This window comes from Terrisporobacter mayombei, from assembly GCF_020748465.1.
GTDB classification, from domain to species: Bacteria; Bacillota; Clostridia; order Peptostreptococcales; family Peptostreptococcaceae; genus Terrisporobacter; species Terrisporobacter mayombei.
The window spans coordinates 436956-459881 of the sequence record NZ_JAHZMP010000002.1 but is presented as its reverse complement, the minus strand read 5'-3'; the positions used below and the strand labels follow the sequence as shown (position 1 = coordinate 459881).

At 28.3% G+C, this 22926-nt stretch carries 25 protein-coding genes; 4 read left to right on the top strand and 21 right to left on the bottom strand.

Annotation, left to right across the window (positions count from 1 at the left end; translation table 11 throughout):
- Positions 1–29: 29 nt before the first annotated feature.
- From K0039_RS08625 to K0039_RS08605, 5 genes are all read right to left on the bottom strand, one after another.
- Entirely contained in the window at positions 30–410 is a 381-nt protein-coding gene (locus K0039_RS08625) for an alpha/beta hydrolase fold domain-containing protein (protein ID WP_228104648.1), read from the bottom strand.
- A 76-nt stretch (positions 411–486) separates the two neighbouring features.
- Positions 487–2274: an aminopeptidase P family N-terminal domain-containing protein gene (locus tag K0039_RS08620; RefSeq protein WP_228104647.1), complete on the bottom strand. Its 1788-nt coding sequence runs from the start codon at positions 2272–2274 to the stop codon at positions 487–489.
- A gap of 420 nt (positions 2275–2694) precedes the next feature.
- Positions 2695–2895: a hypothetical protein gene (locus tag K0039_RS08615; RefSeq protein WP_228104646.1), complete on the bottom strand. Its 201-nt coding sequence runs from the start codon at positions 2893–2895 to the stop codon at positions 2695–2697.
- A gap of 1069 nt (positions 2896–3964) precedes the next feature.
- A complete protein-coding gene (locus K0039_RS08610) occupies positions 3965–4429 on the bottom strand; it encodes a hypothetical protein (protein ID WP_228104645.1) in 465 nt (154 codons plus the stop codon).
- Between the two features lie 11 nt (positions 4430–4440).
- Positions 4441–5475, bottom strand: a complete 1035-nt coding sequence (locus K0039_RS08605; protein WP_228104644.1) for a hypothetical protein — start codon at positions 5473–5475, stop codon at positions 4441–4443.
- 527 nt (positions 5476–6002) lie between these two features.
- On the opposite strand from K0039_RS08605, the gene K0039_RS21970 reads away from it, so the two are divergent.
- The 3 genes from K0039_RS21970 (at position 6003) to K0039_RS08595 (ending at position 6807) form a co-directional block, all read left to right on the top strand.
- Positions 6003–6137 carry a hypothetical protein gene (locus K0039_RS21970; RefSeq protein WP_265589443.1) on the top strand — a complete coding sequence of 45 codons (135 nt, stop codon included), beginning with the start codon at positions 6003–6005 and terminating at the stop codon, positions 6135–6137.
- Between the two features lie 134 nt (positions 6138–6271).
- The gene (locus K0039_RS08600; RefSeq protein ID WP_228104643.1) at positions 6272–6655 is read left to right on the top strand and encodes a papain-like cysteine protease family protein; all 384 of its coding nucleotides are present in this window, start codon (positions 6272–6274) and stop codon (positions 6653–6655) included.
- Positions 6640–6807, top strand: coding sequence for a cysteine peptidase family C39 domain-containing protein (locus K0039_RS08595; protein WP_228104642.1), 168 nt, complete (start codon positions 6640–6642; stop codon positions 6805–6807). The genes K0039_RS08600 and K0039_RS08595 overlap by 16 nt, the downstream gene beginning before the upstream one ends.
- 1196 nt (positions 6808–8003) lie before the next feature.
- Here K0039_RS08595 and K0039_RS08590 read toward each other — a convergent pair.
- The 10 genes from K0039_RS08590 to K0039_RS08545 all read right to left on the bottom strand — a co-directional run bounded on the left by K0039_RS08590 (position 8004) and on the right by K0039_RS08545 (position 16218).
- Complete coding sequence (locus K0039_RS08590; protein ID WP_228104641.1) at positions 8004–9149, bottom strand: AI-2E family transporter; 1146 nt, start codon at positions 9147–9149, stop codon at positions 8004–8006.
- A 222-nt stretch (positions 9150–9371) separates the two neighbouring features.
- Positions 9372–9668 (bottom strand): TfoX/Sxy family protein, encoded by a 297-nt coding sequence (locus K0039_RS08585; RefSeq protein ID WP_228104640.1) that lies wholly within the window; start codon positions 9666–9668, stop codon positions 9372–9374.
- A gap of 80 nt (positions 9669–9748) precedes the next feature.
- On the bottom strand, positions 9749–10627 hold the full coding sequence (locus K0039_RS08580) for a DUF4085 family protein (protein ID WP_228104639.1): 879 nt from the start codon (positions 10625–10627) through the stop codon (positions 9749–9751).
- Positions 10628–10762: 135 nt separating this feature from the next.
- Positions 10763–11206, bottom strand: coding sequence for a GNAT family N-acetyltransferase (locus K0039_RS08575; RefSeq protein WP_228104638.1), 444 nt, complete (start codon positions 11204–11206; stop codon positions 10763–10765).
- Positions 11207–11457: 251 nt separating this feature from the next.
- Positions 11458–11796, bottom strand: coding sequence for a GNAT family N-acetyltransferase (locus K0039_RS08570; protein WP_228104637.1), 339 nt, complete (start codon positions 11794–11796; stop codon positions 11458–11460).
- Between the two features lie 231 nt (positions 11797–12027).
- Entirely contained in the window at positions 12028–12603 is a 576-nt protein-coding gene (locus K0039_RS08565; protein ID WP_228104636.1) for an SF0329 family protein, read from the bottom strand.
- A 208-nt stretch (positions 12604–12811) separates the two neighbouring features.
- Entirely contained in the window at positions 12812–13192 is a 381-nt protein-coding gene (locus K0039_RS08560; protein ID WP_228104635.1) for a ribosomal maturation YjgA family protein, read from the bottom strand.
- Positions 13193–13393: 201 nt separating this feature from the next.
- Entirely contained in the window at positions 13394–13603 is a 210-nt protein-coding gene (locus K0039_RS08555) for a hypothetical protein (protein ID WP_228104634.1), read from the bottom strand.
- 352 nt (positions 13604–13955) lie between these two features.
- Entirely contained in the window at positions 13956–14303 is a 348-nt protein-coding gene (locus K0039_RS08550) for a PqqD family peptide modification chaperone (protein WP_228104633.1), read from the bottom strand.
- A complete protein-coding gene (locus tag K0039_RS08545; protein WP_228104632.1) occupies positions 14293–16218 on the bottom strand; it encodes an OPT family oligopeptide transporter in 1926 nt (641 codons plus the stop codon). Before K0039_RS08545 ends, K0039_RS08550 begins: the two co-directional genes overlap by 11 nt.
- A 335-nt stretch (positions 16219–16553) precedes the next feature.
- Between K0039_RS08545 and K0039_RS08540 the strand changes: the two genes are divergently transcribed.
- The gene (locus tag K0039_RS08540; protein ID WP_228104631.1) at positions 16554–16964 is read left to right on the top strand and encodes a hypothetical protein; all 411 of its coding nucleotides are present in this window, start codon (positions 16554–16556) and stop codon (positions 16962–16964) included.
- Between the two features lie 84 nt (positions 16965–17048).
- On the opposite strand, the gene K0039_RS08535 is transcribed toward K0039_RS08540, so the two are convergent.
- The 6 genes from K0039_RS08535 to K0039_RS08515 form a co-directional block, all read right to left on the bottom strand.
- Complete coding sequence (locus K0039_RS08535) at positions 17049–18425, bottom strand: aldehyde dehydrogenase (protein WP_228104630.1); 1377 nt, start codon at positions 18423–18425, stop codon at positions 17049–17051.
- Between the two features lie 172 nt (positions 18426–18597).
- Entirely contained in the window at positions 18598–18732 is a 135-nt protein-coding gene (locus K0039_RS21965; RefSeq protein WP_265589442.1) for a hypothetical protein, read from the bottom strand.
- Positions 18733–18888: 156 nt separating this feature from the next.
- Positions 18889–19221 (bottom strand): hypothetical protein, encoded by a 333-nt coding sequence (locus tag K0039_RS08530; protein ID WP_228104629.1) that lies wholly within the window; start codon positions 19219–19221, stop codon positions 18889–18891.
- A 131-nt stretch (positions 19222–19352) separates the two neighbouring features.
- The gene (locus K0039_RS08525) at positions 19353–19964 is read right to left on the bottom strand and encodes a hypothetical protein (RefSeq protein ID WP_228104628.1); all 612 of its coding nucleotides are present in this window, start codon (positions 19962–19964) and stop codon (positions 19353–19355) included.
- Between the two features lie 269 nt (positions 19965–20233).
- Positions 20234–21430, bottom strand: coding sequence for a DEAD/DEAH box helicase (locus tag K0039_RS08520; RefSeq protein ID WP_228104627.1), 1197 nt, complete (start codon positions 21428–21430; stop codon positions 20234–20236).
- A gap of 189 nt (positions 21431–21619) precedes the next feature.
- Entirely contained in the window at positions 21620–22885 is a 1266-nt protein-coding gene (locus tag K0039_RS08515) for a cation:proton antiporter (protein WP_228104626.1), read from the bottom strand.
- Positions 22886–22926 lie beyond the last annotated feature (41 nt).

Here is a 22926-nt window from a genome sequence, read left to right as displayed (position 1 = left end):
TAGCATTCTTTTAACTTATTTATTACCGTTTACATAGACTCTGTTGTTCTTAATTTGAAATCTTTTATTTTGGTGTAAGCACATATCACATTACTTTGTACTAGTTTCTTAGCATAAGCTTCACCTTGTATTCTTAAGAAGTCATATTCAGCAACTACTACTAATGTTTTTGGCAATCCACTTAAATCATCTATTAAACGTGGGGATACATATCTATCTTCACAATAAGCTGGATTTTGTAAATAAGCTCCCACAAGCATGTCATTAGAATCTTTAAGACCACATACCATATTTTCTATAATTTCTTTATCTTTGTTAATTTCATACTCATTGATATCCCATTTATAATATTCAACTTCTTTTTCTGACATTGTAAAAGCAGGATAAATAAGTGCTTGATATTTTTTCATAATAATAGCATTAGACTATGGATAAATTAAAAAATACACTTTCCAGCGATAGATCACCGAAAAGTGTATTTATTTATTAGATTTCTCTTGTATATTTTTTTAACCACTCAGTCTCTTCTTCATTTAAGAATGGTGATATTTTATCAAATACTTCTTTATGGTAATTGTTTAATAGTTTTTTGTCCTCAGCTGTCATTATATCTGGATTAATTGCGTCTAAATCCATTGGAATAAATGTTATTGCTTCAAAATACATAAATTGTCCGTATGCATTCTCAGTACCTTTTTTGCAAAGTAACTCATTTTCTAAACGTATACCATGAGAACCTTCAATATAAATACCTGGTTCATTTGTTATAATCATACCTGCATGGAATGGTTCTATTTCTCCTTTGCGGTATTGCCAACGGAAACCTGCTGGACCCTCATGAATATTTAAAAGATAGCCCACACCATGACCTGTACCATGATTGAAGTTCATATCTCTATCCCAGAATGGCTTTCTTGCAAGCATATCCAATGTCATACCTGTGCATCCTTCTAAGAATTTAGCACTTCCAAGCTGCATATTACTGATTGCAACTAGTGTAAAGTTATCTTTCATTTCCTGTGAAATTTCCCCAAGAGCGAAAGTTCTTGTTATATCAGTAGACCCTTCATAAAAACCTGCACCTGTATCTGATAGGTATAAGCTTCCTTCTTTGAATTCAATATCAGTTTCTGGAGTTGATACATAATGAACTATTGCACCATGCTCTCCAAAAGAAGATATTGGTTCAAAACTTGGGCGTATAAAGTTACCCATTTCACCACGAAGTTGGTCTAATTTTTCAGATGCACTAATTTCAGTAATTTTAGTTTTTGCCACATTTTCTTTTAACCATTTCATAAATCTTACATGTGCAACACTGTCTTTAATTTGTGCTTTTTTTATATTTTCAATCTCTACTGGATTTTTAATAGCTTTAAATAAAATCTCTGGGTTTCTTTTCTCTACTTTTAATACATTTGATGGAATATTGTTATAAAGAGCATAGTTTACTTTTGATGGATCAAGAAGTACAACTTCATTTTCTCCAATTTTTCTCGCATCTTCATATACATCATTGTATGGATGAAGTACAACAGAATCTTTAGCAAAATTTGATTTCATCTCATCATCTAGTTTGTTTTCATCAATGTATAACTCTACAGTATTTTTAGTAATTATTGCATATGCAAGAACTAGTGGGAAGAACTCAATATCATTTCCTCTAATATTTAATGTCCAACATATATCATCTAAAGTTGTAAGAACATGAATAGATGCCCCTGCTTTATCCATTTCTTCTCTAATTCTTTTTAATTTGTCTGCTGTTGATTCACCTGTATATTTAATGTCCAATGCAAATGCTGGTTCTTTTGAAAGCATTGGTCTATCATTCCAAATTTCGCTTATAAGATCTTCATTATAATCAACTTTTGCAAGATTTGCTTTTGCGATTTTTTCATATTCTTGACCTTCTCCTACTGATACTACACGTCCATCAAAACCTAGTGTTTCTCCAGATTTTAATGTTTCTTTTAAATATTCCTCTATAGTTGGAACTTCTGGTTCACCCATTCTCATTAACTCAACTGTAGTTCCTTCAAGTTGCTTAGCAGCTTGTATGAAATATCTTCCATCGACCCAAAGACGACCCTCAGTCTTTGTTATAATTGCAGTACCAGCAGATCCTGAAAATCCAGTGATGAATTTTCTAGATTTAAAATACTCTCCCACATATTCACTTTGGTGAAAATCAGCAGTAGGTACTATGTAAGCATCAATGTTTTTTTCTTGCATAACTTTACGTAAGTTTTCAATTCTTTCTACTATATTCATCTCATATACCCTCTTCTTTTTTATTTTTATTGTCTTCTACTAAATCATATAGTTTTTTCTTAAATGTAACTTTCAATTTGTATATCTTTATAAGTTAAGAAATGCATTAAAAGAATCAACTAATACCATATTGCATTATAGCAATTAAATTGTAGCACCAATTATTTATAAGTCAACAATAATATAACAAAATAATATAGGTAAATATATTAATATAAATAAATTAGGAATATTACGTCACTAGATATTTGTCGATCACTAATATAACATATTCATGATTCATTAAAAAGCAATCTAAAAAATCCAATGGCAAACTATTGGATTTTTATTTCGTATTATTTTAACATTAATAAATTAAACCTGATTATAAAGTGGAAATTTATCTATTTTCTATCATTCGTATTTTATCAAAATCATTTATTACTTAACTTTTTCTAATTCATCAATAATTATTGAAATTTCACCACAATTTGGACAAACACTAGCCTTTACCTTACCCTTTGTACCCGAAAAAACTCCACTTCCTTTTCCAAGCACTACTGATGCCCATGATGTTAAATTTCCAGTCTTTAATATATAATCTTCAACCATAACTTCATCACATCTTAAACACTTTCTCATACTATATCCTCCTTGAAGTATTTATAATATTAAATATTTGTCAATTTGATTATATGAAAAATCCTAATTTAATGTATGTTCACCAAAGCAGAAAGTACATCAGGACTTGTGTTATAAGTGCCATGCTCATAGACACTTAAAAGGACTTTAAGAGGGTGTGTATGACCTCTATAAATATTATACTGGTTGGGTTAGCAAGGAGATTATTCCTGTCTTAGTGAAACCCTCAAGGCATTGGGTGTTATGATGTATTTAAACTTGGGGTAATGAGAGTCTGATATACTTTATACTGTGGTATGTTGTGATTAATAAGGTCTTGAAACATAGATCTTATTAAGAACAAAAGCATTAAGAATATGCTGATAAATATTGAATTAAAATAACAACCTAATAACCCAAAAACACATCCGTCAAAATTCGTATGTAGCTTGAATGAGGAACTAAAGAAAGCGAAGAAGAATGCGACAGTAAAAGAAAAAAATACTATCACAATACTAAATGATTTAATAGAAAAAGATATAGAAATAATAAAAGAATTGAGATAAACAATATCAAAAGTAACTCAAAAAAGAAGCGATTTTAGAGTCTAAATTTGGGTGGCAAAAGAGCAGTTTTTTGGTGGCAGATTGGTGGCAAAACAGGTGGTAGTTTTGGTGGGATTTTTAAAATTAGGGGGACCACTTTTTTTTGGATTTGAATGAGAGTATTACTAGGCTTTGCCTAGTTCCCTATCGCATATGGGGACAAAAACTCCTTATGCTCTTTTTTTTTCAAAAGCAAGTTTTGAAAATTTAAAGCCTTGTAAGTTTTTCACTCACTCAAAACTTATTTCAAAAATAAAAACGAAATTAGAATACTAAAAAATACTATATTTTTCAAAAGTAAATATACAAATTAAACGGAAAAGATATTAAAAATAATAACTTAAAACAATAAAAATTTAAGTACATTTTTGTTATTCTCCTACAAAGCAAGGATGCTAGTTTAGTTATTATTGTCATATCTGTGATTGTGTTTGAAAAATAAAAAAGCACTCTATTTCTAGAGAGCTTTTCTAAATGATACTATTTTACTTATTCACTACATACAAATCGAACTTACTTTTTTTACTATCAGATAAATTGATTTTTACTTTATATAAACCTTTTTGGGATACAAAATCAAAATTATATTCACTTTTAGATTTTTGATTTGAATTATCATATGTAGTTCCATTTGGATCTTCTATTTCAACTGAAATAAATTCTTTTGATAAGTTCTTTATCATTATCATTTTGTTTTCATCTAAATTTATATCAAATTCATATTTATTTCCCATATCCTTTGTTTCTTTGACTACTTCATCATAATAATTTATACAATTTTTTGACGAATCATTTGGAAATTCTAGGTCTTTTTCTAATGATATAATTTTATTAGACTTTTCTTCTTCATTTTTAATATTAGAATCCTTTAATTCATTTTTATTACAAGCAACTAATATTAATAAAAGTAAACTTAATGGTAGTATTTTTTTTATTATATTTTTCTTCATAAAAAATCCCCCTATCTATCTGGAGTATAAATCGTTATAACCCCTGTTGAATGATTACTTATTGCATATGGAGTTGCTATTTTAGCTGTTTGACTTAATTTAGTTACCAATTTACCTTTTGTATTTGTTACTCTTACACCAGGTCTTGTATTCATTTTTTTAGGAGTCGTAGATATATGTGCCTTATATATCCATCTTCCGCATTTTGATCCTTTTTTAGAATCATCATTAACAGAGAATCCATCTACTGGGAACGACCATTCTTTCGGATTTACCAATCCATTTAATGAAACAGTTGCTGTTGTTTTTCCTGAATCATAAGGTCCCCAACTGTATAACGTTTGATTTGGCTGATCTACATCTATTCTTGTAACATGGTTATCTATAAAACCATTCGAACGAGATAATAACTGTGAAGATGAATCAATATCCCATACAGAACCCTTAACACCATTTATTGAAGTACTTTTTGATCTTCTCGTAAATGAAATTGATGTTGCTAAACTTCCCTGTTGTCTTTTTACTCCATCTTTACCAGTTGCATAAAAGTCCCATTTATAATTTTCAACAGCTGGACGGGCCATAGGAATGTTATTTTCTACAGTAGCATTAACTTCTTCTTGAGTATCTATATCATTTAACAAAGATTTCATATCGATATTATCAATATTTTTGATATAATAAGTTTTTTGTTCAATTCCATTTATATTGTTTAGAGCAATAGCAAAAAGTTCATTGCCATCTTTTCTTTCAAATATATTTGTTTTTATTGGATCACCATTATTATGCAAAATTATATTATCACCTAACTTATCTTCAACTTCAGAAATAGTTTGTTCTTTATTTTTTTGCATACTATTAGTTTTACATAATTCCTCTGAATTTTCATACTGGTTCCACTCATTTACTTCTAGTAATTCTGCATTTTTTGAAAATGGATCATATCCATTTGAACTAGCTTGATTTGCAAATGATACATTGAAAGTACTGGTTAAGATAAATGCTGAAAAAAGTATCAGCGGAATGATTTTACCTTTCATTTTCATATTTGTTCTTCCCCTTGTAATTTTTTTATTGTTAACACCCCTAATATATCTAACATTTAATTTCTAAGTTAAGATATATCATAAATGGTAGCAGTAAAGTATTATTAAAAAAAGTCTTTAATAAAAAAAATACATATGTTAATATGAACTATTATGGAATTAAAAAGGGTTTAAAAATATAGTGTTTCCAATGATTACACTATATTTTTGAAAATTTCTAATATAATATATCTGTTGTCAAGTATATATATTATATTAACTTTTAATTAGTTCGTATCCTAACGAACTAATTGAAGTAGTTTGGTGTTTTTTATAAAAGATGACTATTAAAAAAGAGAGGTTTTTACTCTCTTTTTCTTTGCATGGAAATCCTCCTACAATATAATCTTCCTGTTATTATGGATGCATCAGTGGGAGGATTTATACATACTTATTTTGAAATTTTTGAGCCATGTAAGAAAGTGTTTCATGGCTTTTTTGATAAAGAATTAGTATATTACTGAATTACATTAAACTGATATATACATATGTCAGTATTTATGTCAGATTTGATTATTATTTTACATGAATTTATAAGAAATTTTTTAAAGTCAATGACAGTAATTATTACTGGAGCAGTATTTGGAATAGTATTAGCTTTTTTTATAGCACTTATTAATTAGGTGCCTTTTTATTGCTTAAATTTAGGAGCATTAAGAGAAGAACGAGTGAGGGATAACTAAATAAGATTTATTTTTACAAAGCTTTGAATTATATATTTACACATTAAAAATTATTTAAAATGGGGAAATTTTTAATGAAATTTTATAAAATTTCTGCAATGATACTTGTATCAATCATTTGTATAGTAGCATCTTTTGTGACTAGTAATGCTGCTAATAAAACGTTATCCGTACCTCAACAAGCTCAAAAATGGAATAATACTTGTTGGGCATCATCTTCTTCAATGACTAGTGCATATTTTAAGGGAAACACAACTAACTATGAGAAATCTATTCTACAATACATTAAGGGATCTTCAGTAAATGGAGATAGTATATCAGCGAGGGGGACAGTTGTAGATGTTGTAAAAGGTGTGAAATATATAACAGGAAAAGCAGGCAGTTATAAGTTACCAGCACCAAGCTATACAGCTATAAAATATCAAATAAATAAAATTGTCCGATGGTTGTTTCTTTAAGTAAACAAGCACATGCTATTACTCTTAAAGGGTACAATGAATCTGGATCTATGGTTCTTTATAATGATCCTGCAACAGGTAAAGGACATAGTGCAAGTTATTCTTACTTAATTAATACTTTTGGGATGACTAATCATGCATTCTGGAAATAATAAAATTGAAAGGGGTACAATATGAAAAAAATAAAATATGCAGCTCTATTAGGTTTAGTAATAATTGGTATGGGTGGACATTATATAATTTAAAATGGATTTGATGAAAATAATATTGATTTAACTTTAGATCAAGAATCTATATCTCAAGCCTCAGAAAAAGAAGATGTACTAATAGCATACAACTCTCAAAATACTAGAAATACTAGGAGCTTTAATGAATCAGAAGATAAAATAGGAGAACCATATAAAACATACATTATAAGTGATGATTTAGAAAAATCAATGTGTGAAGGAAAGGCTATAAATTTATTAGTTGAGGATAACTATCAATGGGAAGCTCGTTTATATGACTCAAATGGTAATATAGTTAATTCTGCTATAGTATGAAATGATAATGGGACATGGAGTATTGGAAAAATAGGATTAGATATTCCAGAAAATCTTGTTCAATTTATTTCTGGTAGTAATGCCATACATAATTTTATAAAAGAATCCGAAATACAAAATCCTATCGAAATAAAAAGACTAAAATTTATAAGTAAAAGTATAGACGCCATATATATTTTAGATAAATCTGGAAAGGAATATTTAATACCGTTAGCTTTTGACTCTGTATCAAATAGATTTAATATAGAAAACCTAAAATTATATAATGCAAAAGAATTATTAAAAGAACTTAATAAAAAAAACCACTTATATTTTTTAATTAAGTGGTTTTATTTTTTAATTAAGTCTTCAGTAAATTTCACTGAGGTGATGCTAGGAATATATCCTTCATAATTTAAAAATGCACCAATAAATTTAAATTTGATAGTACGAATTTATTTGCAGTGATATTAAAAAACTAAGAATTAGAGTATGAATAATGGTCAGGTGAGATGTAGCCAAAGCAGAAAGTACATCAGGACTTGTGTTATAAGTGCCATGCTCATAGACACTTACAAGGACTTTAAGAGGGTGTGTATGACCTGTATAAATATTATATTTATCTTTCCCACTATATAATAACTGCAACATTTATTATACTATAACATTTACTCAATACTTACATTGCATTTAGAGTGTTTCCACAATCATCTAAAATAACATAACGGGATAAAATAAGTCTTTAGACAATTAAAAAGTTGCTTCGAAAAGCAACCTTTTTGTTTTTATACTTATATTATAGTAAAATACTCTTTTGATTGTATTTTTTATATAGATAATTGTTCTGATTCCAAAGAAGTATTCATTCCTTCTCTTTTATTCAAATCTTTTTTCAACAATTGATAAACAACAGATATTGTAGGAATTCCAAATATAATACCTTGAATTCCAAACAATCCTCCACCTATCATAACGGCTGCAAATACCCACATACCAGGAAGTCCAATAGAAGAACCTACCACCTTTGGATAAATAAATTGATTTTCTAATTGTTGTAACACAACTATAAACACTAAAAATAACATTGCCTTCGTTGGTGACACTGTGAAAATCATAATAAATCCAACAATTGCACCAATATAAGCTCCAGCTATAGGGATCAACGCTGTACATCCTATAAGAACCCCTACCATAAGTGCATATGGGAATTTTAAAATAAACATTCCTACTGTACAAAGTGTTCCAAGTATCAAAGCTTCTGTACATTGTCCAACTATAAAGTTATGGAAACTCTGATCAATCACTCTTAACACATAAAATGTTCTTTCACTTATTTTAGGACTTGTGTATGTGTTTATTAATCTAGTAAATTGATTACTTAATTTTTCTTTTCCACCTAATATATAAATGGCAAATATTAAACCTACTACAAAATTAAATACTACTGAGAAGAAACCAGTCACATATTCTATAACAGTTCCTGCTCCAGAAGTAAACCACTTAAAACCATTATCAATTATTTCTTTCCAGTTTATCATATCCATATTAAAATTGGTTATATCTTTAGGCAACAAGTTTTGTATGTTAGGATTAGAATTTAATAAATTAACCATGTGATCTATAAAAGGTGGAATACTAGAAACAAGCACTTCAATAGATGATTTTAACTCAGGTATTATTAACCTTGCTATTAATATAAATATAATCACAACGCTACCAAATGATAAAAGTATTGATATTGTTCTTTTAAACTTAAGTACTCTTTCACTTTTACATTTTTCAAATAATATTTTCTCGTAAAACTTCATGATAATATTTAAAATATAAGCAATCATACAACCAATTATTAGAGGGTTGGCTACTGCTATAAACGTCCTTACTCCTGCCGAAATATTTTTCCAGTAATAAATCATAAGAAATAGAGCTATTACTGAAAGTCCTATTTTTATAAACATATTTTTTTCTATTTTCATTGTAAATCTCCTTTTGCTAATAGGCTATTAGCGTGTTACCAATACGTTCCTTAATTTTGTATATTGTTTTTCTAGCTAATATTACAATATATTTTATTGAAAATCAAGTAAAAAAGATATAGGGCTTAGTATTATACTAATTCTATATCTTTTTAATTTATAATTTCATTAAAATTATTATAGCTGAACCTACAACAACTTTGCACATGTACATTAAAACAGCTATTTTTTTGGTGCTGGCAGTCCATCATACATAGAATCAAACAACCTTGTCAAAAAGTTTTTGCTATCCACATCATTAACAAGCAGCATTTTCTTTGCCCCTTCATAAGAAGCTGTGGGCATAAGTGATTTTGCTGAATCAATAGGTTTTACAAGTAATCTATCGTCATAGATACCACCTACAATTTTACCACGGTAATAAATAATAAATTCTCCCATCATAGCTCTATATGAAATTTCTTCTAAATCAGATAATTGTTCTAAAATAAAATCCAAATACTCTCTACTTGAAGCCATCTTTTCCACCTCACAAATTTATATTAGTAATATCTTCTCACCAAATATTTATATCTTAAAATGTTGGTTTTTACAATAATTTACTCAAAATCCACATCACTTGCCCTCAAAGTTATATAATCGTACTCATACTCATTGTTGCTGCTTATCCCTATGTGAAACTCATATAAATCATCTATCTTATATATTTCATCGTAAATCCAGTATGAATTTTCCTCCAAATTATTTTCTATAATCTGGCCATTTCTATAAATTATCTTATTTATATCTGTAAAGCCACCACTATTATCAAGATCAAAGACAATATCATCTCCAACTTTTTTCACACTTAAAATCTCACAGTCATGAAAATCATAATTGTCTAAGATTTTTTGTGGAATTTGTTTTTCTACCTTTTTAAAGTAATTAAAGTAATCCTTCATTACTTTTTCTGTTGTTTTTTCATTTTCTTTGCAATATTTTTCTATTCTTTTTTTAATATTTTTTGATGCCTTATTAAGAGCCAAGACTCTTATATCTGCCACATCATCTAAAATATCTTTTGGCAAATTGTTTTTTAAAAATTCTATTTCATACTTATGACTTTGGGCAAATTCACTTGTCAATTTTACCTCATCATATTCTTCCATTTCAAAGTTTTCTGCTGCTTCTCTTTCTTCTTCTAGTATGTTATTTCTAAGTTCTTCTACTTCCTCTTGTAACATAAATTCACTGACACTTACCATATTACCTTCTTCATCCATAACAGAAATTTCATTCCAATCTGTTTCGTCAAATTCATCTTCTTCTGTCATTTCGCATATTTCTTTTTGCTCTTGTAAGAAGTTTTTCAATTCTTTTTTGTATAAATCTTGGTAGTATTTTTCATCGAATTTTTCTGCTTTTTTTGTAACTCTCATTAACATATGTATGTCAGTTCTTCCCATGTCCCTTTGATATTCTTTTGTAAAAAACTTCATAATAACTTCCCCTTTTTAAATAAAGTTAATAATTATTTATTTTATAATGCCCTTTCTTTTAATCCTACTTAAAATTCTACATTATTTTTATCATATATATCAACTTTAATTTAAATTTCCTAAGCAATTTTATATTTATTTTTTATATATCATATCTATATGTGGAATGTTATCTTCTAAATATTCCTCTGAAACAGCTTTAAACCCAAGACTGCTATAAAAATCAAGTAAATATGCTTGTGGCTGAATTTTTATAGTATCCTCAGACAAATTATTTTCTATAAATTCAATAGCATTTTGCATCATTTTTCTTGAGATTCCTTTTCCACGATAACTTTTCTTAACAGCTACTCTTCCTATTGATATTTCATCGTAAGAAACTCCTTTTTCTAAAATTCTCAAGTATGATACTATTTCTCCATTTTCTTTCGAGAATAAATGATAGGAATTTAAATCTTTATCATCACAGTCTAAATAGGGACATTCTTGTTCTACAATAAATACTTCATTTCTTAATGCTAAAATTTTGTATATCTCTTCTATATTAAGTTCGTTAAATTTTTTAATCTTCCAATTCATAAATTTACCTCCATCTACATTCTACTTAAACTCCCTATAAAAACATAAAAGCACCCAGCCTAATCCCTCCTTAAAAAGGCCCTTGTGGGAAAAGACACAGTGCTTTTTAATACTCTTACCCGGGGATAAGAATAAGCATCGTATTATTTTAATTATCAATTATAATAACATATGCATAACTTCTAAACAATCTGTTGTTTGAAACATAATGCCAAGTTCTTGGAAATATATTTTTCAACAGTATAAATTTGCTATAAATTTTTTTTCATAACAACAGCAGGTAATAATTTTTTATTCCAGTTTAAGGTTATATTTTCTATACTTTTAAAACCATTTTTTATCCAAAAATCAAGAACACGTTTATCATAATTTGTAACAACATCAATTCTTAAGCTAGTACTATTGCTTGACTTTATGTGCATTTCAAATAATTCATATACCTTTATTCCTATACCTTGGCCTTTAAGATTACTATTAATCATAAGCAGTGATAAATATGTTTCTTTATCTACTTTAAAATCAATTATACCTACTATTTCATTTGAATTTTTTTGAACAATTTTACATGAGTAAAACCCTTCATTTTTCATTATCTTTAATTCATCACGTACCCATTTTGTATTTATACTTTCTTTACCTATGTGACTTTTTAAAAAGAGCTTATTTGAGTTATATATTCTTACAATATTATTTAAATCTTTACTCTCAATTAAGTTTATATAAAAACCATTAAATTCAAAATAAATAATGCTCCCACCACCTTGATATAAATATGATCATATTAATTGGTCTAAAAGTAAAATAAGTCTGTTTAATTTAAATTATCTATTTTCTTCAAATATAATCTCTGAAGAATATTTTTTTTCAGAATCTAAACGTAGTTTATAAAAGAACTGTAGCCAATCTGGCTGTATGTCTACTTGATCTGCTAATTTTCTAAGTGTTCTTTTACCTATACGTCTATCCATTATAGCGAACATTCTAATAATTGGATTTTCAGATGCAATACTTTTTTCAATAGGTAATCCTTTATACTCTCTAATTGCTTCAGTAACATCGCAAATATCAAAATCACCATTATTTATTGACATATCTATGATTTTATCTTCAATAACTTTGTTTTCTTCTTCATATAAATATTCATCACCAGTCCATTCTCTATCTGGCACATCAAGCTCTACTTTGGTCCTACATTCTAATTTGTAATATCCCTTTACATAGTATGCAAATGGATTTGCTTTAGCATATTCATTTTTATCAACCCTAACACAAAACCTTCCGTAGTCATCATGTGCGTCACGATAATGTGTCAAAAAATAATGAACACGACCTCTCAAACTTTCACACAAAAACTCTTCTTCTAATCCTTTTTTTAACCCACTCCATGATTTCCCCATATATATCTCCTTTTATAGCTCTCATTTAATTAACTTTTGTTTATATTATAATAACTCAAATTCTGACCTCATATCAAGTTATACCAACTATTAATATATTCCAATAGGTTTTAAATATATTAACATATAATATTAAGTGAAATACTTACTTAGGAGGAATTGTTAAAAATCTAAAATGGGGTACACATTTTTGTACACCCCCTCTCACTTACTTAGTATAATTTAAAAATCTATCTATTATTACAGCAATTGTAATCCCTATAAAATAGCTTATTAAGTCCATCCATAAGAAACCATGCCCAAGTACTAAGGCTCCAATAGTAGTTTTTCGTATAGCATTTATCCAGTCAGCCTGATATAACTGGCTTATCTCTATGGCAAAAGAAAAAATAAGTGCTATATTGAAGTTTTTTAAAAGATCTAACTTGGGAAACAAGAACCTAAAACCAAAGTAAACCATCATAGCCCATAACATGTCTCCTACAAATGGAGCAATGCTAGTTGGAAATATAAACATAAATTTTCTTGATAACAAACCCACTAACATTACTGCTACTGTAATTGTAAAATATACTATTCTTTTTTTCATAATAATCTGATCTCCATAATTTAATTTTACAACATATTAATCTCCAATTACTTATATTAAATTATATCTCATTTATTAACTTTTTTGTCAATCAGTTAAAACATAAAAATGCACCCACATTTTCTTGTAGGTGCATTTATTATTCTAACCTTTCGTAGGTTTTACTCATTTAATCCCTTCCTTTTTATAGATATTTGGTGATTATATGTAGTATTCTTCTATATCTATTTGTGGTGTAAATGTTTTGCAACCGCATTCACATTTGTATACCTTTCTATTACTTACCTTATCAATCTCTACTTCAATATCTAACTCATTTTTAACAACACCGCACTCGCTGCATCTCAAATCCATTGTATTTTTATCCTTTTGTATAAGATATATTACATTACCTTCTTTTATTTTTCTCATACTCATTTCTCCCTTCGTTTTATATTTTTTCTTTTGATTAACAGATACTTTATATTTTTGTAGTGTCTATTTAATGTTTAATCTCTAAAATTCTATTAATTTTTACTTCCAAAATCTTTTTGTCATGTTTATTATACCCTTATTTTTTATCATTAAAAGTCGTCAATATATTTTGTAACTTTTTGTTTCTTCTTTATCTTTTATATTTAAAATAGTATATTAAAATGATAAAATATGGAAATATTCTCACAATAAAAATGACCTATGGAACATATAACTTTGCTCCATAGGCCTTAATTTTGAATATAGTTTATACCTATTTATGTCAATATCTAATATTTAAGTTCTTTAATTAGCTATTAGTTTTTTCTATATATTTGCAATTTACTTCTATATGATTTAGGAAAAGTAATAACCTTTCATAAAGTGGATTTACTTTTTCTCCAAACTTAAGCTCAAGTTTTTTTCCCACTTCCTCAACAGTTTTTTCACCGTCAATTTCTAAAAATACTGCACTACTGTATTCATCTAGTTCAATTTTTTTATAAGTAGGAATTTTAAATTTTAGTTTTCTAAAAAACTTCTGAATCTTATGCTCTTGTTTCTCAAGTATAGTAACTACTTTATCTTCATTTATATCATACTCTATATTATCGCAAATTTTATAAACAATATCTAAAACTTCTTGATTAGTTTTCATTTTTCTTAATTTTAGATACCATTATTGGCACAGTTGTAGCTATTACTAATAGAACTAATATTACTACTGCCATCATGTTTCCAGCTGCAAATCCAGTTGGAACTTTAGGAGTTATAACTCCAGATACCTGTAAGATTATACCGATTAGACCTATTATAGATCCACCAGCAACTAATCCTGATGATAAACTTATACCGTTTGAAACTCTAGCTTCTCTCTCAGCAGTCTCTTTACACATTTTTTCAACTAATACACGGATTAATGCTCCAACTAATATTATTGAAGTTGTTGATATTGGTAAGTAGAATCCTATAGCTATAGTCATTATTGGTAAGTTTAATAAGAATAAGAATAACGCCATAACTACACCAGCTATTATCATAACCCATGGTAAATTTCCTGACATTATACCAGAAGTTAATGTAGACATTAAGTTAGCTTGAGGTAGGGCAAATTGTGCATCTGCTCCAGTAACAGCTAATTGGTCAGCAAGTAACATTATTGTTCCTGTAACAACAATAACACCTACTACAGAAGCTATTGCGAAGTAGTTTTGCATTTCTTTCTTATTTCCACCTATTACATAAGTAACTTTTTGAGATTGAGTATATCCTCCAGCTGTTGATATTGCAACAACCATGAATGCTGCAAATAATAATAACGATTTATTATCAGCATTGCTAGTCCATCCCATTATAACGAATACTAATGTTAATATAACTAATGAAGCTATTGTCATTCCTGATACTGGAAGGTTAGATGTTCCTATTGTACCAGTTAAACGACCTGCAACTATTACGAATAATAATGATAATATTAGAGAAACTATTGCTCCGACTATTGCCATTTTTACACTTCCAGATATCATGAATGCAGCTACAAATGCTATAACGATACTAGCTATAAGTATTAACATTTCACCTGAACTACCTTCAGAACTTCCGTCTTTTGCAGATCTTGCATTTAAAGTTTCTTTTACAGAAACAACTATTGTTGGTATAAGTTTTATTGCTCCTATTATACCACCACAAAGCATCATACCTGCACCTATGTATTTAACATAACTTCCAGATATTGCATTTACGTCCATTTGGCTTATAGCTACTGATGCATCATTCCATGCATTCATGTTGTTAGCAGCCATATCAGTGAAGTAACCGATTAATGGAGCTATACCAAAGTTAGATAATATAGAACCAGCAAACATTGTTAAAGATACTTCTAATCCAACTATGAATCCTATACCTAATAATAGTGGGTTTACTTCCATAGAGAACTTCCACTTGTAGAACTTACTTCCTAAGAATGTCATAGTGTTGTTAACTACGTTTAAGAATGATCCTGTTAAAACATTTATAATACCACTTATTCCAAAACCTATTCCCATGAACTTGATAGCATCTCCGCCACCTTCAGACGCAACAAGAGTTTCAGATATCGCCATTGACTCTGGATACATAAGTTTTCCATGTTCTTCTACTATTAAGTAGTTGTAAACTAATGATGAACATCCTATACCGAATAAACATCCTCCTACACCTACTATTACTCCTTCTAAGAATGTCATTTGACTTCCTATAAGGATAACTGCTGGTAATACAAAAATCATACCACTTGCTATTGATTCTCCACCACTTGACATACCTTGGATTATGTTTTTCCCAAGTATACCTTTTGACTTAGCGAATACTCCTATAAGCATTGAACCTATAATAGCTCCAGGAATTCCTGCTGCAACCGTTAACCCCGATTTCATACCAGAGTAAGCTGTAGATGCTGCAAATAGTGCTGATAATATAATACCAATTACTAATACTGCAAGGTTAGTACCTTTTTTTGACTTATCGTTTATATATGGTACATAATCTTTACCATGAACACCGCCATAAGCCTCTTTTGATAATTTCTTATTCATATCAATTATTTCCTTTCTTTTTTAATCGTTTTTCATTATAGCATAATTTGATAAATTTTGATATATTTTTTAATTTTTTTAAAACATTTTTTAAAAATTTTTTATCTTTTTCGTTATATTTTTCTATTCCTCCCTAAATTCCAACACTTTTAAGGCTTTTTGTAAAGTTTTTATATTTAATAAGTATTTTATTAGTAAAAATCACTTCATTATTTTTTTATTAGGTTTACCTTTTCCTACTAAACACTTTTTCTAGATATATTTTAATGTGAGTTTGTCAGTTATTACTAATTATGATATTGTTATATAAAAGTGCACAATATTAGGGGGTAACCATGGCAAATGATAAATTAGTTAAATTTAATAGAATTTTCTTGGGGGTAATAGTAGCATTGACTATTCTATTGATTTTAGTTTACATTTTTGATAACAAAATTAATAATGAAATTATTCAGAAATTCCTTTCTATATACTTTATAAGCTTTTTATTGTTTTTAGTTTGTATGCTTATAGCAACTCTTATACAACTTAAAAATTTAAATAAGAGAGATTTAAAAGGCAGAATTATTAAATTTGTAAAAGGTTTTGTATGCTATTTTTTATTCTTAGGTCTATTATCAATATTTTTTAAACCTGATAATATTGATCTATTTAATATTGTAGCAATATCTTTTGGTGGTTCATTTGGATTTAATTTTTTAGATTTATTATTTTTCAAAAAAACTAGTGAATCCAATTGGTCTTAAAGTTTCAACTTAAAATAGTACATAGAAAAAGAGTTAAAGTATTGAAATTAATATATTTCTTTGCATTAACTCTTTTTTATTTTTCTACTTCATTATTTTTTTAATTAGGTTTACCTTTTTCTTGTATGGTGGAAACACCAACTTAAGATCTATTTTAGTACTTTTTTTAACTATTGATTTAGTATGTGTAAAAGTATCGAAGCTAGCCTTTCCATGATAGTTACCCATTCCAGAAGTTCCAACTCCGCCAAAAGGCAGATGAGCAGATGCCACATGACTTATGGTATCGTTAACGCATCCTCCACCAAAAGTAAATCTTCTTATCATATCTTCACTAAAATCATCATTTTCAGAAAATACGTATAATGCCAATGGATTTTTATGTTTAGAAATATAATATTTTAAGTCTTCCAAGTTTTCATACTTTATAACTGGAAGTATTGGTCCAAAAATTTCATCTTGCATAACACTATCTTCCAAAGTTACATCTCTAAGAATTGTTGGTGAAATATATCTTTGTTCAAAATCCACTTCTCCACCAACTACTATTTTGTCTTTGTCATTTTCAAGGATATTGTTTAATCTATTCATATGTTTGTCGTTTATTATTCTACCAAACTCTTTATTGTTAATAATATCATTTCCATAAAATTCAACTATGGCATTTTTAAGCTCTTCTATAAGTTCTTCATATATATGTTCGTGAGCCAATAGATAATCAGGTGCCACACAAGTTTGCCCTGCATTTGTTAATTTACCCCAAAGTATTCGTTTTGCACTTATTTTTAAGTCAGCAGTATTATCAACTATTACAGGAGATTTTCCTCCAAGTTCTAATGTTACTGGTGTTAAGTGCTTACTGGCTTTTTCCATTACTATTTTACCAACATTTACACTACCAGTAAAGAATATGTAGTCAAACTCCAAATCCAAAAGATCGCTATTTACTTTATAGTCCCCTGTAACAACTGCAATATATTCTTCATCAAAAATTTCTTTTATTATTTTTTCTAATATAGCTTCAGTAGCAGTTGCATATTCAGAAGGTTTTAAGATTACTGTGTTTCCTCCTGCTATGGCACCAATTAATGGTTCTATAGTCAACTGGAAGGGATAGTTATATGGTCCTATTATTAAAACAGCTCCATAGTGAGACTTATAAATATATGATTTACCAGGAAGTTGAGCTGCATCATTTTTTACCTTTTTAACTCTCGCCCAAGTTTTTAAGTTTTTTATGACAAAGTCTATACTTCCATAAACAAATCCCACCTCATTGGAATAAGCTTCAAAAATATGTTTTCCCAAATCTTTATTTAGGGCATCAATTATTTCATTTTCATATTTCTTTATTACTTTTTTTAATTTTTTTAAGTTATCAATTCTTTTATCTTCATCTATTGTTCCAAGATGCGATAAATACTTTCTTTGGCTTTCTAATATATTTTCATATTTATTCATAGTTAACCTCTTTTTATCCATTTATCATTTTTGTTTATATACATAATATTATACACAAATTTCCCATGATTTAAAAAAATCTATTCCCTTTTAATAAAACTTTTAGGAAATAGATTTATATTTTGAGTGTAATTATAATTATTATGTTAAATTTTAAATTATCATTACTTTGTTATAACTTGGAAACTTCACTATTTATTGATCTGTTTTTTGCTGCAGAAAACACAAATGCTACCATACTAGTAAGAGTTAATGCTAATAAAAACATGTTTATTGCGTTGTAAAATGCTTCAACTGTAATAGACACTTCCCCACCCCCGTTTATGAATTATACTTATTATGTAAATAATTTCCAAGTGTATATAATAATTGTATCAGTTTTTTACTAATTTATCATTAATTTCTACATTTTTTGTAAATTTTTTAACAATCTTTATTTATTATTTATTACCCAAGTGTAATTTTATATCTCCGTTTCTAATTCCAAATCTTCTGTCACAGAGGCTTGTTGTCTAGCTTTAATTGCTCTTTGTGCAGCAAGTGTTTGCATATCTGCTAACAAAAGTCCTAGAAAAACAATGAATATGGTCAAGTCATCTTCATCAAGTTCTTCAGCCAAACTAAAAGATAATGTGGCAGCTAATACTATAAGTTCAGCATAACTAAAATCAGAAAGCTTTATATTATCATTGCTATTTTGCTTTGAATTGCTATTTTGCTTTGAGTTGCAATTTCGGCTTGATTGCTTCTTACTTTTCTTATTTGTGCTTTCCCTTTTTTTCTTTTCTTTAGCCACCCTAACTTCCCCCTTGCAAATCCATACATGAAAATCAAAACCTATTTATTATTCATATGCTTTTTAATTTACAAAAAAATAGTACTCTTTAAAGAGTACTATTTCTTTTATATAATTATGAATTTATTTTTCTATTTACTAAACATTACACTTTCTTTTTCATCAGCTTCTCCAAGAAGCAAGTTTGTAATATCCGCATCAGATTTTATACTCCATTTATTATCTTTTTTAGTTAGATTTATTTGCCCAGTTCTAGTTTCAGCTTTGCTATTTTTAATTTTTGCTTCTAAGTTTTTTTCCACATCAGATTGTTTTACATCTTTTCCAACTAGACTTTCTTTCATGCTATCTTGCATAACTTCCAACAATAAATTGCTATAATTAGGTGCTTTTACTTCCACCTTTACAGTTGCGCTATCTTCATTAACTTTTTCAGATAATACCTTAGCATCTATCTTTGAAAGATACATTTTTAGTGATTCATCTAAATTTTTGCTTTCTTTATTTGATTCACTAGATTTGTCAGGTGTTTTGTCAATTGCTGAAGTTTCACTAGTTGCTTCGTTTAGTATTTCATCTGAAAGTGTGTTTTCTATAAGTTTTTCAGCTTCTTTGCTATCACTTTTCTTTATAGATGAAAAATATGTGTTTACCATATCCGTTGGTGTTTCACTTTTGCAACCAGTCATCATCATTGGTAAAAATAGCATAATCATAAGAAAAGTTAATCCGTTTTTTTTCATTTGTTTTATCCCCTTTGTTCTTTTTTATTCTATTAGTCTTTTCCCCTAATTTTGTTGAATAATTTGTATATATCTATTTTCTTCTATAAGAGTGTAACATTTTTCTTATAGATAAATTGTTGTATTGTGGTGGATAAAACAAGAAATTATAGACTTTTTTTCTTATTATTTGATAAAAATAATCTAATTCCAAACTTATTAAATATAATTTGACTTAATTCAAAAAAATATTTTTTCTATATATTGAAGCCATATTCCTTTAAATTAATTTATTTTCTATCTTTATTTTCTCTTTTTGCTTTTGTTTCCTTTTTTAATTTTGTAAAGTCAACATCAACAAATTCACCTTCTTTTATTTCTACTGCATTCATATTTATTTTAAACTGCCTTTTGTAATCTCTAATTGTTCCTAAGTTTTGATTAGTAACAATTGATATGGCAGTACCTTTTTTATCACCTCTAGCACTTCTACCACATCTGTGTAGATATTCGTTTTTGCTAGGTGGAAAATCTAAGTTGAATATATGACTAACATCAGGTATATCCAGCCCTCTTGCAGATAAGTCAGAAGAAACTAAAATAGTTGCTTTTCCACTTCTAAAAGAAGTCATTGCATTTTTTCTATCTTCTTTACTCATTTTACCTGATATACATACAGCTTTGTATTTATGGTAGTTTAATTTTTCGTTTATAACTTCTATACTATCTTCGTCATTTACAAAAACTATTGCTCTCTTAGCCTTAGCACTAGATAAAGCCTTTCTAAGGATTGTGAACTTTTCTCTTCTGTCACCATAGATGTACATATGATTAATTTTTGGATTTATAGCTGACTGATCAGTAGCTTTTATGATTTCCATATCCTTCATCATATAATCACAGAAACTCTCAGACTTGTCGTCTAAACTAGCTGTAAATCCTAAAAGTTGTCTATCTCTTAAAGTAGTTTTTATTATTTTTTCAACAATTCCTTCGCCTTTACCACTTACTAAACTATCAACTTCGTCTAGTATTATAGTCTTTACATCATGTACTCTTAGTTTTTTTTGCTGAATTAAATCAAGAAGTCTACCAGCAGTTCCTACTACTATATGAGGCTTCATTGCTTTTATGTTTTTAATTTGTTTTTGGATGTTAACTTCTCCTATTATGGCAAAAGTAGTTACATCCATATTAGAGTTTTCTGCTAATAATTTTGATTGGTTAGCTATTTGCATTACTAATTCATGAGTAGGTGCAAGTACTAAAACTTGTGTCTCTCTCATTGTTGTGTCTATTTTTTCAAACATTGGAAGTAGGTAAGCTAGGGTTTTTCCACTTCCTGTTTGACTATTTACTAGTAAGTCTTTGTTTTCTCTTATTTTTTCTATTGTTAATGACTGAACCTTTGTTGGCTCTGTTATATTTTGCTTTACTAGTCCTTTTATAAGTTTTTCATTTATTACCAATTGATTAAATGTTTTCATTTGTTGCTCCTTTAAATATAGTTATGTTCTATTATACACTCATATCACAAAATATGTCTATGTCTCCTTTTGTTACTATAACTTATTATATCCAAATATTTATGTTAAAAAAATCAAAAGGCATATATTTTCCAAATTAGAAAATACACGCCTTTTGATTTAATTTTATATTTATTTTCAAATTAAACTCTATGCAATTTGAGATGATTCTTCCATTTCTTCACTTTCTTCTAAAACACCAAGCTTTTTAGCAACCATCTTAGTAGTACTAGCTTGTACTATTAAAGTTACAAGTATTGTCATAAATACTACTGATGATATTATTTCATATCCTGGAATTTTCATAGAAACTATTATACCTGATAATGCAGCTGGTATAACTCCTGTTTCCCTAACCCACATCATAAATAATCTATCTTTAAAAGTCCATTTTGCACTTTTATCAAAAGCTGTACATATTAATACTACAAGTGGTCTTGCTACAAACATTAATACTAAAACCATTAGTAGTGATGGTGCCCAATATGTTGCAAGAGCTCCTAAGTCTACTTGTGTTCCTAGTACTACAAATATTGCCATACGACACATTGTACTTACACTTTCTGAAAAATGGTGTACTGATTGGAAGTCGTATTCTGGTATCCATAGTCCAAATAATTTCTTGTTTCCAGAAATTAAACCTGCTATAAATACTGCCATATATCCACTACCACCAAGCTTAAGTGCTATTTCATAAGCTAAGGCTACTGTTAATAAAGACATTATTGGTGCATAAGAGTGAAATACTCCTATTTTTTTGTCTGACATAAATACTGTTAATAAATATCCTATTACTACACCTACACCAATACCTAAACCTGCTGATACAAGTAATTCTTTTGTACTAGCAGCAACAGAAAACTCACCACTAGTTACTACTCCTAATAATGTAGAAACTAATATAGCTCCCACTGCATCATTAAATGCTGACTCACTTACTACTGTTTGTTTTATTTTATCCTTTATAGTAACTTGTTTAAAAACTGGTATAAGAGCCGCTGGGTCAGTTGACGCTACTACTGATCCTAAAAGTAAAGCTGTTACCATTGGAAGTCCAAAAACTTTTCCTGATATTACACCTACTACAACAGCTGATACTATAACACCTACTGTTGACAACATACCTACACTTACCTTAACTTTATTCAATACTTTTAAATTTATTTCTTTTCCACCTTCAAACAATATGAATGCTGATCCAAATGTTAATATAAGGTTATTTTCCACTGGAAAAGATTGTACACTTATTATATTTAACACTGCTGGTCCTATTATTATTCCTGCTATTAAATAAAGGATTACATCTGGAATTTTTAATATTTCACTTAATCTTCCTAACACAATTCCTGTAATACCTATTGTTGCAAATATTAATATTAAATTATTAGTTGCGATTGCTTCTACTGTACTTTCCATATTTTTTCTCTCCCTTTTCTTGATTAACAATTGCTAATTAT

Coding starts and splice junctions, on each gene's coding strand:
- K0039_RS08625 (WP_228104648.1), bottom strand. CDS start 410: ATGAAAAAATATCAAGCACTTATTTATCCTGCTTTTACAATGTCAGAA.
- K0039_RS08620 (WP_228104647.1), bottom strand. CDS start 2,274: ATGAATATAGTAGAAAGAATTGAAAACTTACGTAAAGTTATGCAAGAA.
- K0039_RS08615 (WP_228104646.1), bottom strand. CDS start 2,895: ATGAGAAAGTGTTTAAGATGTGATGAAGTTATGGTTGAAGATTATATA.
- K0039_RS08610 (WP_228104645.1), bottom strand. CDS start 4,429: ATGAAGAAAAATATAATAAAAAAAATACTACCATTAAGTTTACTTTTA.
- K0039_RS08605 (WP_228104644.1), bottom strand. CDS start 5,475: ATGAAAATGAAAGGTAAAATCATTCCGCTGATACTTTTTTCAGCATTT.
- K0039_RS21970 (WP_265589443.1), top strand. CDS start 6,003: ATGTCAGTATTTATGTCAGATTTGATTATTATTTTACATGAATTTATA.
- K0039_RS08600 (WP_228104643.1), top strand. CDS start 6,272: ATGAAATTTTATAAAATTTCTGCAATGATACTTGTATCAATCATTTGT.
- K0039_RS08595 (WP_228104642.1), top strand. CDS start 6,640: ATGGTTGTTTCTTTAAGTAAACAAGCACATGCTATTACTCTTAAAGGG.
- K0039_RS08590 (WP_228104641.1), bottom strand. CDS start 9,149: ATGAAAATAGAAAAAAATATGTTTATAAAAATAGGACTTTCAGTAATA.
- K0039_RS08585 (WP_228104640.1), bottom strand. CDS start 9,668: ATGGCTTCAAGTAGAGAGTATTTGGATTTTATTTTAGAACAATTATCT.
- K0039_RS08580 (WP_228104639.1), bottom strand. CDS start 10,627: ATGAAGTTTTTTACAAAAGAATATCAAAGGGACATGGGAAGAACTGAC.
- K0039_RS08575 (WP_228104638.1), bottom strand. CDS start 11,206: ATGAATTGGAAGATTAAAAAATTTAACGAACTTAATATAGAAGAGATA.
- K0039_RS08570 (WP_228104637.1), bottom strand. CDS start 11,796: ATGAAAAATGAAGGGTTTTACTCATGTAAAATTGTTCAAAAAAATTCA.
- K0039_RS08565 (WP_228104636.1), bottom strand. CDS start 12,603: ATGGGGAAATCATGGAGTGGGTTAAAAAAAGGATTAGAAGAAGAGTTT.
- K0039_RS08560 (WP_228104635.1), bottom strand. CDS start 13,192: ATGAAAAAAAGAATAGTATATTTTACAATTACAGTAGCAGTAATGTTA.
- K0039_RS08555 (WP_228104634.1), bottom strand. CDS start 13,603: ATGAGAAAAATAAAAGAAGGTAATGTAATATATCTTATACAAAAGGAT.
- K0039_RS08550 (WP_228104633.1), bottom strand. CDS start 14,303: ATGAAAACTAATCAAGAAGTTTTAGATATTGTTTATAAAATTTGCGAT.
- K0039_RS08545 (WP_228104632.1), bottom strand. CDS start 16,218: ATGAATAAGAAATTATCAAAAGAGGCTTATGGCGGTGTTCATGGTAAA.
- K0039_RS08540 (WP_228104631.1), top strand. CDS start 16,554: ATGGCAAATGATAAATTAGTTAAATTTAATAGAATTTTCTTGGGGGTA.
- K0039_RS08535 (WP_228104630.1), bottom strand. CDS start 18,425: ATGAATAAATATGAAAATATATTAGAAAGCCAAAGAAAGTATTTATCG.
- K0039_RS08525 (WP_228104628.1), bottom strand. CDS start 19,964: ATGAAAAAAAACGGATTAACTTTTCTTATGATTATGCTATTTTTACCA.
- K0039_RS08520 (WP_228104627.1), bottom strand. CDS start 21,430: ATGAAAACATTTAATCAATTGGTAATAAATGAAAAACTTATAAAAGGA.
- K0039_RS08515 (WP_228104626.1), bottom strand. CDS start 22,885: ATGGAAAGTACAGTAGAAGCAATCGCAACTAATAATTTAATATTAATA.